The organism is Kitasatospora sp. NPDC088783 (assembly GCF_044750705.1).
GTDB lineage: Bacteria > Actinomycetota > Actinomycetes > Streptomycetales > Streptomycetaceae > Kitasatospora > Kitasatospora fiedleri.
The window spans coordinates 793,707-807,720 of the sequence record NZ_JBIVKJ010000002.1 but is presented as its reverse complement, the minus strand read 5'-3'; the positions used below and the strand labels follow the sequence as shown (position 1 = coordinate 807,720).

Annotated in this window: 16 protein-coding genes; 9 read left to right on the top strand and 7 right to left on the bottom strand. The window is 76.2% G+C overall.

What is annotated here, in order from left to right; genetic code table 11:
* Positions 1-116: 116 nt before the first annotated feature.
* Together ACIP60_RS07905 and ACIP60_RS07900 are read right to left on the bottom strand one after the other, a co-directional pair.
* A complete protein-coding gene (locus ACIP60_RS07905) occupies positions 117-1,214 on the bottom strand; it encodes a chemotaxis protein (protein ID WP_400681222.1) in 1,098 nt (365 codons plus the stop codon).
* A 195-nt stretch (positions 1,215-1,409) separates the two neighbouring features.
* Positions 1,410-1,865: a DUF2809 domain-containing protein gene (locus ACIP60_RS07900; protein WP_400681220.1), complete on the bottom strand. Its 456-nt coding sequence runs from the start codon at positions 1,863-1,865 to the stop codon at positions 1,410-1,412.
* Positions 1,866-1,996: 131 nt separating this feature from the next.
* On the opposite strand from ACIP60_RS07900, the gene ACIP60_RS07895 reads away from it, so the two are divergent.
* Positions 1,997-2,521: a 2'-5' RNA ligase family protein gene (locus ACIP60_RS07895; protein ID WP_400681218.1), complete on the top strand. Its 525-nt coding sequence runs from the start codon at positions 1,997-1,999 to the stop codon at positions 2,519-2,521.
* A 44-nt stretch (positions 2,522-2,565) separates the two neighbouring features.
* Here the strand turns inward: ACIP60_RS07895 and ACIP60_RS07890 are convergent, their stop codons facing one another.
* Positions 2,566-3,657: an epoxide hydrolase family protein gene (locus ACIP60_RS07890; RefSeq protein WP_400681216.1), complete on the bottom strand. Its 1,092-nt coding sequence runs from the start codon at positions 3,655-3,657 to the stop codon at positions 2,566-2,568.
* A 127-nt stretch (positions 3,658-3,784) separates the two neighbouring features.
* Between ACIP60_RS07890 and ACIP60_RS07885 the strand changes: the two genes are divergently transcribed.
* On the top strand, positions 3,785-4,258 hold the full coding sequence (locus ACIP60_RS07885; RefSeq protein ID WP_400681215.1) for a MarR family winged helix-turn-helix transcriptional regulator: 474 nt from the start codon (positions 3,785-3,787) through the stop codon (positions 4,256-4,258).
* Between the two features lie 92 nt (positions 4,259-4,350).
* Here ACIP60_RS07885 and ACIP60_RS07880 read toward each other — a convergent pair whose 3' ends face one another.
* Positions 4,351-5,028, bottom strand: coding sequence for a macro domain-containing protein (locus tag ACIP60_RS07880; RefSeq protein ID WP_400681212.1), 678 nt, complete (start codon positions 5,026-5,028; stop codon positions 4,351-4,353).
* A gap of 163 nt (positions 5,029-5,191) precedes the next feature.
* Between ACIP60_RS07880 and ACIP60_RS07875 the strand changes: the two genes are divergently transcribed.
* Together ACIP60_RS07875 and ACIP60_RS07870 are read left to right on the top strand one after the other, a co-directional pair.
* The gene (locus ACIP60_RS07875) at positions 5,192-6,829 is read left to right on the top strand and encodes an ADP-ribosyltransferase domain-containing protein (protein ID WP_400681209.1); all 1,638 of its coding nucleotides are present in this window, start codon (positions 5,192-5,194) and stop codon (positions 6,827-6,829) included.
* A 178-nt stretch (positions 6,830-7,007) separates the two neighbouring features.
* The gene (locus ACIP60_RS07870) at positions 7,008-7,784 is read left to right on the top strand and encodes a methyltransferase domain-containing protein (RefSeq protein WP_400681206.1); all 777 of its coding nucleotides are present in this window, start codon (positions 7,008-7,010) and stop codon (positions 7,782-7,784) included.
* A gap of 106 nt (positions 7,785-7,890) precedes the next feature.
* On the opposite strand, the gene ACIP60_RS07865 is transcribed toward ACIP60_RS07870, so the two are convergent.
* From ACIP60_RS07865 to ACIP60_RS07855, 3 genes are all read right to left on the bottom strand, one after another.
* Positions 7,891-8,313, bottom strand: coding sequence for a winged helix-turn-helix domain-containing protein (locus tag ACIP60_RS07865; protein WP_400681204.1), 423 nt, complete (start codon positions 8,311-8,313; stop codon positions 7,891-7,893).
* On the bottom strand, positions 8,310-9,050 hold the full coding sequence (locus ACIP60_RS07860; protein ID WP_400681203.1) for a hypothetical protein: 741 nt from the start codon (positions 9,048-9,050) through the stop codon (positions 8,310-8,312). The genes ACIP60_RS07865 and ACIP60_RS07860 overlap by 4 nt, the downstream gene beginning before the upstream one ends.
* 170 nt (positions 9,051-9,220) lie before the next feature.
* Complete coding sequence (locus ACIP60_RS07855) at positions 9,221-9,622, bottom strand: TIGR03618 family F420-dependent PPOX class oxidoreductase (protein WP_100834468.1); 402 nt, start codon at positions 9,620-9,622, stop codon at positions 9,221-9,223.
* Positions 9,623-9,854: 232 nt separating this feature from the next.
* On the opposite strand from ACIP60_RS07855, the gene ACIP60_RS07850 reads away from it, so the two are divergent.
* The 5 genes from ACIP60_RS07850 (at position 9,855) to ACIP60_RS07830 (ending at position 13,812) form a co-directional block, all read left to right on the top strand.
* A complete protein-coding gene (locus ACIP60_RS07850; RefSeq protein ID WP_400681583.1) occupies positions 9,855-11,330 on the top strand; it encodes a DUF2252 domain-containing protein in 1,476 nt (491 codons plus the stop codon).
* A 57-nt stretch (positions 11,331-11,387) separates the two neighbouring features.
* A complete protein-coding gene (locus ACIP60_RS07845; protein WP_400681199.1) occupies positions 11,388-11,894 on the top strand; it encodes a GNAT family N-acetyltransferase in 507 nt (168 codons plus the stop codon).
* Positions 11,895-11,971: 77 nt separating this feature from the next.
* Positions 11,972-12,382 (top strand): hypothetical protein, encoded by a 411-nt coding sequence (locus tag ACIP60_RS07840; RefSeq protein ID WP_400681197.1) that lies wholly within the window; start codon positions 11,972-11,974, stop codon positions 12,380-12,382.
* Positions 12,382-13,263, top strand: a complete 882-nt coding sequence (locus ACIP60_RS07835) for an ATP-grasp domain-containing protein (RefSeq protein WP_400681195.1) — start codon at positions 12,382-12,384, stop codon at positions 13,261-13,263. The genes ACIP60_RS07840 and ACIP60_RS07835 overlap by 1 nt, the downstream gene beginning before the upstream one ends.
* Before the next feature lie 126 nt (positions 13,264-13,389).
* The gene (locus ACIP60_RS07830; protein ID WP_400681193.1) at positions 13,390-13,812 is read left to right on the top strand and encodes a RidA family protein; all 423 of its coding nucleotides are present in this window, start codon (positions 13,390-13,392) and stop codon (positions 13,810-13,812) included.
* Positions 13,813-14,014 lie beyond the last annotated feature (202 nt).

The window sequence follows — 14,014 nt, the reverse complement described above, 5'->3', positions numbered from 1 at the left end:
CGGGGGCCCGCGCCGGGGAGTTCTCCCGGCGCGGGCCCCGGTGGCGTCCGCCGGTGGCGGTGTCCGTCGGCGGTGCCCGTCAGCGGCGGTGTCCGTCAGCGGCGGTGCCCGTCGGCTCAGTAGCGCAGGTCGGCAGCGATCCGTCCGGCGTCGGAGAGGGTGCCGTCGGGGACGAAGCTGACGGTGGCGCCGGTGTCGAGGACGCGTTCGATGACCTCGTCGACGATGTCCTCGCGGGAGCCGGGCTCGCCCTCCTCGGCCGGGACCAGGTGGTCGCCGTCGTCGCGGACGGTGGTGCGGAAGTTCTCCTCGACCACCAGCAGGGCGATCCGGCCCTCGGCGGCGGTCTGCCAGACCTCGTCGAGCCCGGCGGCGAACGCCTGCCGGCCGCGGGCCTTGTCGAGGCGGGCCAGGGCCTCGGTGATCTCCTGGTCGGCGTGCGCGCGCAGGGCGGGCTCGACCACCTGGCGGACGGTCTCGGCGTTGCCCTGGGCGAGGCCGCCGTGCGGGATCTGCGAGGTGGTGGCCTTGGCGATCGGGCCGACGGCGTCCAGCAGGGCGAGCGCGGGGGCGTCGCCGACCACGTACAGCGGGCGGGGGTCGGCGGCGAGCACCTTGCCGATCGCCGTGTCGGCCTGGCGGAGGAAGGTCTTGGTCTCCTCGTCCTGGAAGGTGCTGGGGGTGTCGCCGATCCGCTCCTGGCGCTCGGGGTCGGGGTTGTCGTAGACCCGGACCAGCGGGAAGCCGTGGGAGGTCTCCTCGGTGACGCGCTCCTTGTCGCCGCCCCACAGGACCACCCGGTCGGCGGCGACCGCGAGCACCCAGTAGGGGCGTTCGGCGATCTGCGAGGCGACCAGGTTGCGGGTGAGGAAGGTGTCGGAGAGGACCACCCGGGCGGGGGCGGTACGGCCGAGTGACCAGACCTGGTGCTCGCCGGGCGCGACGAGGATCGCCAGGCCGTCCTCGGCGTGCACCAGGTCGACCTCGGCGAGCGCCCGGTCGAGCTGCTCCAGGACGTCGATCCGGTCGGCGCGCGAGACGTCGGGGTCGGCCTGGACCTTCTCCTTCGCCTCGGCCAGCAGGTTGCGCAGCCGGACCGGGTCCTGCCCGTTGTCCGGCTCGCGGCGGTGCGTGGGCATCAGGATGGACACCGCCGGATAGGAGCGGGGCCGGCGCAGCTCGGCGAGGACGGCGGGGCTGAGGGCGGGGTGCATGGAGACCCTTTCCGAAGGCGGCTCGGCCTTCTGTGCGTGGACGCGCGAAGCCTGGTTCTGCTCCCGAATGTCCCAAATGTACTCATTTGCCCGCGCGAGCGGCGACCCGCCGGACCGCCCACCGCCCCGTTCAGCCCCCTGCCCCGCCCCGCCCTGCGGCCGCCCGCCGTTCTGACGCCCCGTCCCCCGGGCTCTTCACCGCTCCGGACGGGCCCGGTCGCGCGGCGTGCGGCGGCCCGGCAGGGGGCGGGCGGAGCGGCGGACGGCTCGGCGGACGGCCAGGTGGGCGGCGAGCGCGACGGCCGCGCCGAGGGCGTAGCCGAGCAGGTCGGAGGCGTCGAAGGTGGTGCCGAGGACGAGTCGGGCGAGGCGGCTGCGGCGTCCGAGGTCGGCGGGCAGGCCGGTGAGCTGGAAGAGTTCCACCGCCCAGCTCGCGGCGAGCGCGGCGGCGCCGGCGCTCCGCGGGCCGAGGCGGGGCGCGGCGGCCATCAGCAGGGTGTACAGCAGCGCGGTGTACAGCGCCCCGCCGAGCAGCGCGGCCGCCCGGGCCGGTGCCAGGCCGGGCACGACCAGGCCGGACGCCAGCACCGCGACCGCCCCCGCCAGCCACCCGGCCCGGGCCCGCCACTCCCCCGGTTCCCTTGTCCCCACTCCCGCCGCCCCCTCCCGACTCCGCTCCCGTCCCGGCCCGGCCCTCCCGTGCGGGGCGGTGGCCCGGGTCCGCCCAGCCCATCACACGGGGTAGGTGCGGGCGGCGGCGGGGCCGGTCCTACGGTGGGGGCATGCGGACCATCGAGTTGACCTGCGATCCGGCGTTCGACCGGGCGGTGCGGACGGTGTGGCGGGAGTTGGCCGACGGCGGGGTGGACTCGCTCGCGGACAACCCGCACCCGACGCACCGCCCGCACCTGACCCTGGCGGCGTGCGGCGCGATCGCGCCGGAGCGGCTCGCGGAGATCGGCGAACTCCTGGGCGGAGCACTGCCGTTGGAGGTGCGCCTGTCGGGTCTGCTGTCGTTCAGTGCGCGCAGCCGCCGCCGGGTGCTGGCCTGGGGCGTGGTCCCGGTCCCGGCGCTGATCGACCTGCACCGCGAGGTGTGGCGGCTGCTGGCGGACGCCCCCGACCCCAACCCGCTCTACCTGCCCGGCCGTTGGATGCCGCACCTGGGCCTGACCCGCCGGGTCGAGCCGGACGGCCTGGCGCTGGCGCACCGCCTGCTGGGCCGCCACCCGGACCTGACCGGGGTCTTCGACGCGGCCCGCACCTTCGACGCCGAGGGCCAGCTGACCGCGCCGCTGCCCGGTTGAGCCGACGCGCAGTCAACTCCCTTTGTCCACATGGCCGTTCTCTTCTACCGCGCCGGGGCCGCCGCCAGCGCGGTGAAGAACGCCCGGACGTCGCGGGCGAACAGCTCGGGCACCTCCATCGCGGCGAAGTGGCCGCCGCGGTCGAACTCCGACCAGTGCCGGACGTCGTAGCGCCGTTCGACCAGCGGGCGCACGGCCAGGGTGATGTCGTGCGCGAAGACCGCGACGCCGAGCGGCACCGGGCAGGGCGTGCCGCCGCGCGGGGTCTCCCGGGTGAGGCGGGCGGAGGAGGCGGCGGTGGCGGTCAGCCAGTAGAGCGAGACGTCGGTGAGCAGGCGTTCGTCGTCCACGGGGGTGGCCGGGTCGGTCCACTGGGCGAACCGTTCGGCGATCCAGGCGAGTTGGCCGACCGGGGAGTCGGTGAGCGCGTAGCCGAGGGTCTGCGGGGTGGCGGCCTGGAGGGCCTGGTACGGGGGCCGGTTGGCCTGGAGGTGGCGGACCCGGTCGAGTCGGGCCTCGTCGGCGGCGGACAGCGGGCCGGCCTCCGGGTCGGGCGGCAGCGGCTGGTAGGTGACGTGCACGCCGACCACCCGCTCGGGGGCGTGCGCGCCGAGGGCGGTGGAGATGCCCGCGCCGAAGTCGCCGCCCTGGGCGCCGTAGCGCCGGTAGCCGAGGCGCTCCATGAGGGCGGCCCAGGCGCGGGCGACCCGGGGGACGTCCCAGCCGCGTTCGGTGGTGGGCCCGGAGAAGCCGAAGCCGGGGATGGACGGGACCACCAGGTGGAAGTCGCGGCGCAGCGGTTCGAGGACGTCCAGGAACTCCAGGAAGGAGCCGGGCCAGCCGTGGGTGAGGATCAGCGGGAGGGCGTCCGGGCGGTCGGCGCGCAGGTGCAGGAAGTGGATCCGCTGGCCGTCGATCTCGGTGGTGTACTGCGGCAGTTCGTTGATCCGGGCCTCGTGGGCGCGCCAGTCGTAGCGGGTGCGCCAGTGTTCGGCGAGCTGCCGGAGGCGGGCCAGCGGGAAGCCGTAGTCCCAGCCGGCGCCGTCGATCTCGTTGGGCCAGCGGGTGCGGGCGAGGCGGTCGGCGAGGTCGTCGAGGTCGGCCTGCGGGACGTGGATGCGGAAGGGCTCGATCACCGGGTTCCCCCTGGGGTGCGGCGGGTTCGGGTGCGGTGGGCGGCGCATTCGTTAGCGCCATAAACGTTCGTCGCACTAACGAAGGTAGACTGTTAGTGGCACTAACGCAACAGTGGAGGACCCGCCCATGAGCCCCGCCCCCGAGGAAGCCACCCCCGAACGGCTGCGCGCCATCCCCAGCCGCCTGCTGGCCGGGGCCGCCGCGGCCGCCGACCGGCTGGTGGCCGAGCGGCTGGCCGCCGAGGGCGCCCGCAAGTGGCACTTCGCGGCCCTGGTCGCGCTCGCCGAGACCGGCCCCGTCAGCCAGGCCGAGCTCAGCCGCCGCACCGGCATCTACCGCAGCGACCTGGTCGCCGTGCTGAACGAACTCGCCGACGCCGGCTTCCTGGTCCGCGACCCCGACCCGGTCGACCGGCGCCGCAACGTCATCACGCTCACCCCGGCCGGCCGGGCCCGGCTGCACCGGCTGGACGCCCTGGTCGACGCCGCCCAGCAGGACCTGCTCGCCCCGCTCACCCCCCACCAGCGCGCAGAACTCACCGCCCTGCTGGCCCGGTTGACCTCGTACCACCGCCCCGCGCACGAGGCCGACCACGGCTGAGCCGCCGCCCCTCCGAGCCGAGGGCCGGGGCGGCCGGGGGCACGGGAAGCACCGGGAGCGCCGCAGCGCGCCGAGGTGGCCGGGGGCGCGCGTCAGCTCCGGCGCGCGCTCCGGGCCGGGACGGCGAGGCGGACCGGCCGTTCGACGGGGGCGGCGAGCAGGTCGTCCAGCTGGCCGGTGACGGTGGCGCGCAGTTCGTCGTCGTCGGTGAACTCATGGTCCTGGAAGAGCGAGTGGCCGGTCCACATCAGGTTGGCGCAGATCCGGGCCGGGACCCGGCCGGTCTGCGCGCCGAGGCCGACCAGGGCGACCGAGGCGATGCTGCCGGGGGTGGCGGCGTTCTGCCGGTGGACGGCCTGGAAGGCGGCGGCGCAGGCCAGCGCGACGTTCAGGGTCTGGCTGACGTCCTGGCCGGAGGTGCGCATGGTGGGGGTGGAGATCAGGAAGCGGGGCACGGCCGCGCCGGAGGGCACGCACACCGCGCTGCCGACCCTCAGCTCGCCGCCGTGGCCGTCCCGGACGGCGCGCTGGACGCGCAGCTGGATGCCCGCGCCGAGGTGCCGCTTGATCACGGCGTCCAGCCCGCCGTCCATCCGGCCGCGGGAGTTGGTGGGGGTCACCCAGGCGTCGACGTCCACGTCCAGGATCGAGCCGGTGCGGACCTCGACGCCGGGGGTGTCGGCGAACGCGGCGCGCCAGGCGGCCACCACGTCGGGGTTGAGGTCGGTCAGCACCACGCGCAGCGGCTCGGGGGCGTGCTTGACGGTCATGCGGGCGAACTCCGTTCGGCCGGGGGCTCGTTGTCGGTTCCGACCCTATCGGCGGGCACCGACAGCCCCGGGCTGACGGTCTGTCGGCGGCCCGGTCTAACGTGATCTTCCGTTCGCGTCCCCCGCGTCCCTGCCGCCCCCTCGCCTTCGTTGGAGCACCGTCATGGCCGAGTCCACCCCGCCCCCCGCCGCCCCGGACGACCCGCTGGCGCTCGCCGAGCTGTTCGCGGGCGGCGGCGAGGACTGGCTGCCGGTGCTGGGGCCGGTGATCGCGCGGCACCCGGACGCGGCCTCGTTCATCGGGCCGGGCCGCCCGCAGGACGTGGTGCCGGTGCGGGAGTTGACGTTCCAGGCGCTGAAGCCGAACCCGCCGGGGAAGTGGAAGGTCGTGGTGTTCGGGCAGAACCCGTACCCGCGGTCGGAGAGCGCGACCGGCATCGCGATGTTCGACAACACCTTCCACGACTGGAAGGACAGCCAGTTCGGCCGGGTGGTGAGCATCCGCTGCATCATCAAGGCCGCGGCGATGTGGAAGTACGGCATCCCGAAGAAGACCCCGATCGCCGACCTGCGGGCGCTGCTGGCCCAGCATGGCACCGTGCAGCCGCCGGAGTGGTTCCAGGCGATGCTGACCCAGGGCGTGCTGCTGCTGAACGCGGCGCTGACGGCGAGCAGTGACGGTTCGACCGGCCCGGCGGCGCACACCGGGTTCTGGAAGCCGGTGGTGGAGAAGGTCGTGGAGGAGGTGCTGCGGGCCAAGCAGGAGGGCCCGGAGGAGGACCGCGGCGTGGTGTTCGCCTGGTGGGGGGCGCACGCGCGGGCGCTGAGGACGGTGGTGCGGCGGCTGGAGGGGAAGTACCCGGACGTGCGGGTGGAGCACATCGACCACCCGAACCCCGCCGCGCAGGGCGACGTCTTCTGCGACGGCGCGCACTTCGCGGCGGTGAACGCGGCCCTGGAGGGCCTGGGCGCGGACCCGGTGGACTGGCTGCCGAGCACCGGCTGGCAGGCCGCGGCGGCGGCCGAGGGCCGCACCGACGCGGGCACCGCCTCCCGGATGGGCGCGTTCATCGCCTCCACCATGGAGCTGCACCAGCTGTACCTGGAGCGGCTCGCCTCGGTGAAGGACGAGGGTCTCGAACTCCCGCCCGTCACCGGGGTGTTCGACCTGGAGCGGATGGGGTTCCGGGAGGCGGTGGAGCCGGTGGCGGCGCTGCTGCGCGGGCTGGAGCGGTGCGTCGGGTCGGCGCACGAGTTCGGCAAGCGGTACGCGGACGCGAGGGCCGGGGCGGGCACGGGCACGGGCACGGGCGCGCTGGACGCGGAGGCGGTCGCGGCGCTGCACCTGTACACCTGCGAGTCGTCGTTCTACCGGGAGCTGAACGCGGCGCTGCGGCACCCGGACCGGGCCGGGCTGACCCCGTACCTGCCGTACCTGCGGCTGCTGTTCGACGCGGTGGACCGGCTGCCGGCCCGCCCGGAGCCACTGTGGCGCGGCGTGGCGCTGGACCTGCGGGCGCAGTACCCGCTGGGGCGGACGGTCACCTGGTGGGGCGTGTCCTCGTGCACCTCGCGTCCGGCGGTGGCCCGTTCGTTCCTGGGCAGCCGGGGCCGGCGCACGCTGTTCGAGGTGCGTCCGGCCCGGGCGGTGGGCATCCGGGAGTTCTCGGCGTTCACCGAGGAGGAGGAGTTCATCCTGCTGCCCGGCACCCGGCTGACCGTCACGGACGTGGTCGCGGAGCGCGGCGGGCTGTGCACGGTGACGCTCACCGAGTCGGCGGAGCGGCCGCTGGTGTCCTGACCGGGCGGCTCGCGGCGTGCGCCGGGCCGGGGTCCGCCGCGGCGTCGCGGGCCGGTGCTCCCGGCGTCGCGGCCGGGGCGGCGTGGTGCGCCCCCCGGCCCGGCGTACGCCCCTTGTCCTGCCCCGTGCCGTCCCCGGGATCTTCCCTGACGGGGGCAGGTTTGATTGACTGCGCGTCATGACCTCCCGTGTGTTCGAGTCCGTGCCGCCCGATCCGATCGCCTACCTGGACCGGCTGGCCGTCTCCGAACTCGGCCGGGAGTACAAATCGGTGATGCTGGCGGCGCTGGCGGTGGAGCGCGGGCAGACGGTGGTCGACCTCGGGTGCGGCCCGGGCACCGACCTGCCCGCGCTGGCCGAGGCCGCCGGGCCGGAGGGCACCGTCCTGGGCGTAGACCACGACCTGGCGGCCGTGGACACCGCCGCCGAGCGGACCGCCCACCTGCTCCAGGTCGGCGTCCGGCTCGGCGACCTGCACGAACTCCCGCTGGCGGACGCGAGCTGCGACCGGGCCCGGACCGACCGGGTGCTCCAGCACGTCGCCGACCCGGGCCTGGCCCTGCGCGAGGCCCGCCGGGTGCTGCGACCGGGCGGCCTGCTGGTGCTGGGCGAGCCGGACTGGGGCACCCTGACCGTCGACCACCCGGACCCCGCGCTGACCGCCGCCTACACCCGGTACGTCACCGACCAGGCGGTGCGCAACGCCCGGATCGGCAGCCAGCTCCCGCGCCTGGCCGCCGACTCCGGCCTCGACGTGGTGGACGTCCGCCCGCTCACCCCGGTCTTCCGCGAGGTCTCCACCGCCGACCGCGTCCTGGGCCTGCAACGCGTCACCCGCCGGGCCGTGGCCGCCGGCTACTTCTCCCCCGACGACGCCGACCGCTGGCTCACCCACCTCGCCACCGGCACCTTCCTGGCCGCCGTCACCTTCCACGTGGTCACCGCCCGGGCCTGAGACCGAGGGCCCGCCCGGGCCCGGGGTCCGGCTGTGGACCGCCGCGGCGGTCCGCTCCGGCGGGCCGCTCCGGCGGGCCGCTCCGGCGGGCCGCTCCGGCGGGGGTTCAGCTCCCGCCCGCGGCCTCGATCTCCCGGATCAGGCGCTTGAGTTGGGCGACCTCCTCGCGCAGGGCCCGTTCGCCCTGGGGGGTGAGGGTGACCCAGGTCCGGGGGCGGCGGCCCTCGTAGCCCTTCTCGATGGCGACCAGCCCGGCCTTCTCCAGCACGGTGAGGTGCTGGCCGAGGTTTCCGGCCGTCAGGTCGAGGGTGGTGCGCAGGAAGCCGAACTCGGCGCGCCGGGCCTGGTGGGCGACGGTGAGGATGCCGAGGCGGATGCGCTGGTGGACGGTGTCGTCGAGGGCCTTGGCGGGGTGCTGGTCGGCGGCCTCCCCCGATCCCGCGTCGGCCCCCGCGTCGGCCCCCGTGTCGGCCCCGGCACCGACTCCGGCTCCGGCTCCGGCTCCGGGACGGGTTCCGGCCGGGCTCACGCGTCGGCCTGCGGGCGGGCGCGGCGGGTGGCGAGGCCGAACAGGAGCGCCCCGGCGAGCAGGTAGAGCGCGGGGAGGGCCAGCCGGGACGCGCCGGACCAGGGACCGGCGGCCAGGCCCCACCAGCCGGAGGTGACGGGGGCGAGTTCGAGCAGCAGGTAGCCGAGGGCGAACAGCAGCAGGGCGCGGCTGCGTTCGATCCGGGCCAGCACCAGCAGCGGCACGCCGATCGCGGCGGCCCCGCCGAGGAACTGCTGGAGCAGCAGGGTGCCGCGCGCGTTCGCGGCCAGGTGCCGGCCCCAGAGCTCCAGGTCGGCGCCCGGCCCGGGCTGGGAGGCGCCCCACCAGGTGGTGGCGGTCAGCGCGACGACGGCGGCCAGCCCGGCCAGCACGTACGGGCGGACGGGGGTGCCGACGCCGCGGCGGCGGGAGCGGTGCAGGTACCACCAGGCGGTGGCGGCGTAGGCGGCCAGCAGGCCGACCGTCCAGTAGAGGGGCGAGCCCTGTCGCATCGCGGCGCAGAGCCCGCCGGGGGCGGCCGGGCCGCCGGGGCAGGGGACGGTCTCGCGCCGGAAGGTGAGCCGGTCGACCAGGATTCCGCCGGTGGTGAGCAGGCCGAACAGCAGCAGCGGGATCCACGCGTCGCGCTGGACCGCCCGCACCCGGCGGGTCAACTCGCCGAGGCCGGACAGGACTTCACGAGGGGTGCCGGGCAGCGGCACCGAGGCGTCTGTCATGCAGCAAGCTTTGCATCACAGACCTGTTGCCGCAAGAGAGTCAGTGCGACCGGCCGCCTCTCGTCCTTGGCGACCGGGTGACCGGGCGGCCCGGCGGCCCCGCGGCCCGGCGGCCCCTCAAGCCCGGCAGGACCGCCAGGACCGCCAGGACCGCCAGGACCCGCGACCCGTCAGGCCCGGCCCAGGGCGCGGTCGACGGCGATCTCGATCACCACCCGCTCGGGGTTCTCCCGGGGCTGCCGGTAGCGCTCGGTGTAGCGGCGCTCGGCGTCGGCGACGGAGGCGGCGTCCTGCCGGATCACGGCCCGGCCCTCCAGGGTGGCCCAGCGGGCCCGGTCGACCTGGCAGAGCGCGACCCGCTGCCCGGCCTCGCCCGCGGCGAGCACGTTGCGGACCTTGCGGCTGTCCCCGCTGCTGATCACCCGGGCGGTGCCGGTCTCCGGGTCGAAGGTCGCGCCGACCGGGACGACGTGCGGGGTGCCGTCGGGGCGCAGCGTGGTGAGGGTGCACAGGTGGCGTTCGCGCCAGAAGTCGAGGTAGGCCGGGTCGAGGTGGTGGATGTCGTGTGCCATGTCGGCATGCTACGGGCGGCCCCGCCGGGCCCGGTGGACGGACCCGCCCGCGTCCGGACCGGCCCGGCCGGGTAGCGTCACCGCTGGTGGGGGCGGTCCCCGCCGCGGTCGGAGGGGAGTGCGGGTGTCGGCGGTGGAGGCGTGGGCGGAGGATCCGGCGGCTTCGGAGGCTCCGGGGGCCCCGGGGGTGGCGGACCGGTTCGGGGGCCCGGCGGGTGCGGGGCCGGTGGCGGTGGTGGAACTGCCGTCTCGGTCGCGGGAGTTCGCGGTGGAGGGCTTCGCGGGGGACGCCTCCGCAGTGCCCGCCCGCCCGTCGGCGGTGCTGCTGGAGCTGGACGCGGTCGCGCGCGGGGAGGGTCCGAAGCGGCGCGGCAAGCTGCTGCGCGAGCGGGTGCCGCTGGAGTCGCACGCGCGGCTGGTGCTGTCGGCGTCCCGGCCGGAGGTGGTCGCGGCGGTGGAGTCGGCGAACGCGGGACGGCTGGCGCACCTGGTGCCGCTGCGGGTGGGCCGGATGGCGGCGTCGCCGTTCGCGTTCCTGCGCGGTTCGGCGGGCCTGATGGCGCACGACCTGGCGACCACGCCGGTCAGCGGTGTGGCCGCGCAGCTGTGCGGGGACGCGCACGCCGCCAACTTCGGCCTGTACGGGGACGCCCGGGGCCGGCTGGCGCTGGACCTGAACGACTTCGACGAGACGGTCTCCGGCCCGTGGGAGTGGGACCTCAAGCGGCTGGCGGCCAGCCTGGTGCTCGCGGGCCGGCAGGCCGGGGCGGACGAGTCCGCCTGCCGGCAGGCGGCGTTCGACGCGGCGGCGACCTACCGGCGGACGGTGCGGCGGCTGGCGAAGCTCCCGGCGCTGGACGCCTGGAACGCCTGGGACGCCATCGCGGACCACCAGTTGGTGGAGTTCGCGGGTGCGCACGAGCTGAGCGAGCTGCTGGCGGCGGTCTCGGCGAAGGCGCTGCGCAACACCGGGGCGAAGTTCGCGGCGCGCTCCACCGTCCTTACCGGGGAAGGGGGTTGGCGGTTCGTCGCGGCGCCGCCGATCCTCATCGAGGTGACGGACCGTCAGGCTGAGCTGGTGGCGGGGTCGTTGGCGTCCTACCGGCACACCGTTCCGGCGGAGCTGCACCCGCTGCTGGCCCGGTTCCGGGTGCAGGACGTGGCGTTCCGGGTGGTGGGCACCGGCAGCGTCGGCACCCGCTCGTACGTGGTGCTGCTCACCGACCGCCGGGGCGGGCCGCTGGTGCTGCAGGTGAAGGAGGCCCGGGCGTCGGTGCTGCTGCCGCACCTGGTGCGGGCCGGGTTCCCGGTGCCGCCGGAGGGCGGGCACGAGGGGCGGCGGGTGGTGCTCGGGCAGAAGCGGATGCAGGTGGTGTCCGATCCGCTGATGGGCTGGACCAGTGTCGCCGGACTCCCCTACCAGGTACGGCAGTTCCGCAACCGCAAGGGCAGTGTCGACCCGGCCGCGCTGTCGCCCGCCCAGCTCGACGACTACGGCCGCCTCACCGGCGCCCTGCTGGCCCGCGCCCACGCCCACACCGCGGACGCCGCGCTGATCGCCGGTTACTGCGGCAAGGACGACCGCCTGGACGACGCCGTCGCCCGGTTCGCGGTCGCCTACGCCGACCGGTCGGAGGCCGACCACGCGGCCCTGCTCGCCGCGATCCGCACCGGCCGCCTCGCCGCGGAGCCCGCGCCGGGCGCGTGAACCGGCCGCCGGGGTGGCGGCGATCACGGCGGTCCCACGTGTGCGCACAATGGGAGCATGCGCATACGTGAGGCCCGGGCCGGGGAACTGCCGCTGCTCCAGGAGATCGAGCGGGCGGCCGGACGCTGCTTCCGCGAGGTCGGCATGGACGTGATCGCGGACGACGAGCCGCTCTCGGTCGAGGAGTTGACGGCGTTCCTGGACGCGGGCCCGGCCCTGGTCGCGGTGGACGGCGCCGACCGCCCGGTCGGCTACCTGATCGCCGAGCGGATCGACGGCGCGCTGCACGTCGAGCAGGTCTCGGTGCACCCCGCGTACGCCCGCCGGGGCATCGGGCGCGACCTGCTGGAGCACCTGGCCGCGTTGGCCGCCGCCGAGGGGCTCCCGGCGCTGACCCTCACCACCTTCGCCGAGGTGCCGTGGAACGCCCCGTACTACGCCCGCTGCGGTTTCCGCCCGGTGCCACCGGACGCGCTCGGGCCGGGCCTGCGCGAGGTCCGGGCCCGCGAGGCGGCCCACGGCCTGGACCGGTGGCCGCGCCTGGTGATGCGCCGCGACCTCTGACGCCCCCGCCCGGGTGCTCCCGGCCCGCCGGTCTTCCGGGCGCGGGCAGGCGGGGGGCGCTACCACCGTCCTGGCGCATGGACCCAGAAGTGCCGCTGCCCGTCGGGGAACCGCGGGGCGGGGAACCGCCGTTGGCGCGCGAGGTGTACCCGGAGCTGGTCCGGGAGCTGGTCGCGCTGCCGGCGGCCGAGGGCGAGTCCTGGCCGGTGCTCGGTGTCCGGGACGTCCGGCTGGTCGCGCCGTGCCCCTGCCGGGACGACCTCTGCCAGAGCTTCGCCACCGCCGCGCACGACCCCGGCACCCCGTACGGCCCGGGGCACCGCTGCGTGCCGCTGCTGTCGGAGCGGGGTGAGCTGGTCCTCGACGTCGCCGACGGGCGGATCGTGCACGTCGAGGTGCCGTTCCGCCCGCCGCTGCACGACGCCCGACGCCCGGCGGCGGGCGGCGGGACCGGTCGTCGGCTGATGCCGGGGCCGGCCGTCGGCTGATGCCTGGGCCGGTCGCCGGCTGGCACCGGCGGAAAACCCGTGGCCCGGGTCGGCGGCGGCAGGGCAGGATCGCGGGCATCTCCCCCACCGGCACCGGCCCCACCCTGCTGCTCGCCCCCCGGATCAACGAGACCGGCCTGCAGCTGCGCACCGCCGCCGGGCGGCGCGGGCTGCGGGCGTGCACGGCGGCGTCCTGGCGGGCACCGCGGGAGTTGGCGGGGGCGCGGGTGCACCTGTACGGCGGGCCGCTGTTCGCCGACGCGGTCGGGCGGGAGCTGGGGGTGGCCCCGCTGGAGCCGGTCCAGGGCTGGCTGGCCGCGCTGCCGCGCGAACTGACGCTTCGCCGGGTCGAGTTGACGACGCTGGCGGAGGCGCGCGGGCGGTCCGGCCCGGCCTTCGTGAAGGCCCCGGCGGACAAGCACTTCACCGCCCGGGTGTACGGGGACGGCCGCGGCCTGCCCGGGCCCGAACTGCTGGACGACGGCACGCCGGTGCTGGTCAGCGAAGTGCTCCGGTTCGAGGCCGAGTTCCGCCTGTTCGTGCTGGACGGCGCGGTGCGCGCCGCGTCCCGCTACGCCCTGGGCGGTGAACTCTCGGTCGCTGCGCCGGAGTCGGACGCCCCGGAGCTGTCGGCCTTCGCCGCCGACGTGCTGGCCGCGGCCACCGGCCCCGCCGCGCTGCCGAGCGCCGTCGTGGTCGACCTCGGCCGCACCGAACGCGGCTGGGCCGTGGTCGAGGCCAACGCCGCCTGGGCGAGCGGCGGTTACGCCTGCGACTCGGACGCCGTGCTGGACGTGGTGCTGCGCGCCGCCGGTCCGCTCGCCGGACTCCCGGCCGCCGACCGCCCGTTCCTGCGCCCGCTGCCCGAGGTGGTCGGCTGACACCTCCCCGCCCTGAACCGAACTCTCCTACTCGGCAGGCCACTTGACCGCCCGCTCGGGTGCGCGGCGGCCGTGGGCGGGGAAACTCCGGTGCGCCCGGGGCGGGGGTGGGTGAGGATGACCGCCATGAGCACTTCTCACCTCACCCACATCACCGAGCCGCCGGGCGTCGCCCCCGGCACGGGCTACACCCAGGTGGTCACCGGGACGGGCCGGCTGGTCCAGGTCTCCGGGCAGGTCGCGTTCGACGAGCGGGGCGACCTGGTCGGCCCGGGCGATCCGGCGGCGCAGGCCCGGCAGGTGTTCGAGAACCTGCGGCGCTGCCTGGCGGCGGCCGGGGCCGACTTCTCGGACGTCGTGAAGTTCACCGTGTTCGTCACCGACGTGGCGTACCTGCCCGCGATCCGCGAGGTCCGGGACGAGTACGTCGACACCGCGCGGCCCCCGGCGAGTTCGGCCGTCCAGGTCGCGGCGCTGTTCCGGCCGGAGGTGCTGATCGAGATCGAGGCCCTGGCCGTCGTCGCCGACCGAGCCGCCGCCACCGGCTGAGCGACCGTCACCGGCCGAGCCACCAGCTCCCGCCGCGGGCCGGGGACGGGAACCCCCGGCTCCCGGACCCGGCCCCCGATCCGCACCAACATCCGCTCCTCGAACACCAGTTGGAGGATCTCCGGGTCCGGCGGTGGCTGATTTGCGTTCTACTCCCGGGCGGGGTCGGCCGCATACGGTCGGGGGACGAGGAGCCGCCGCC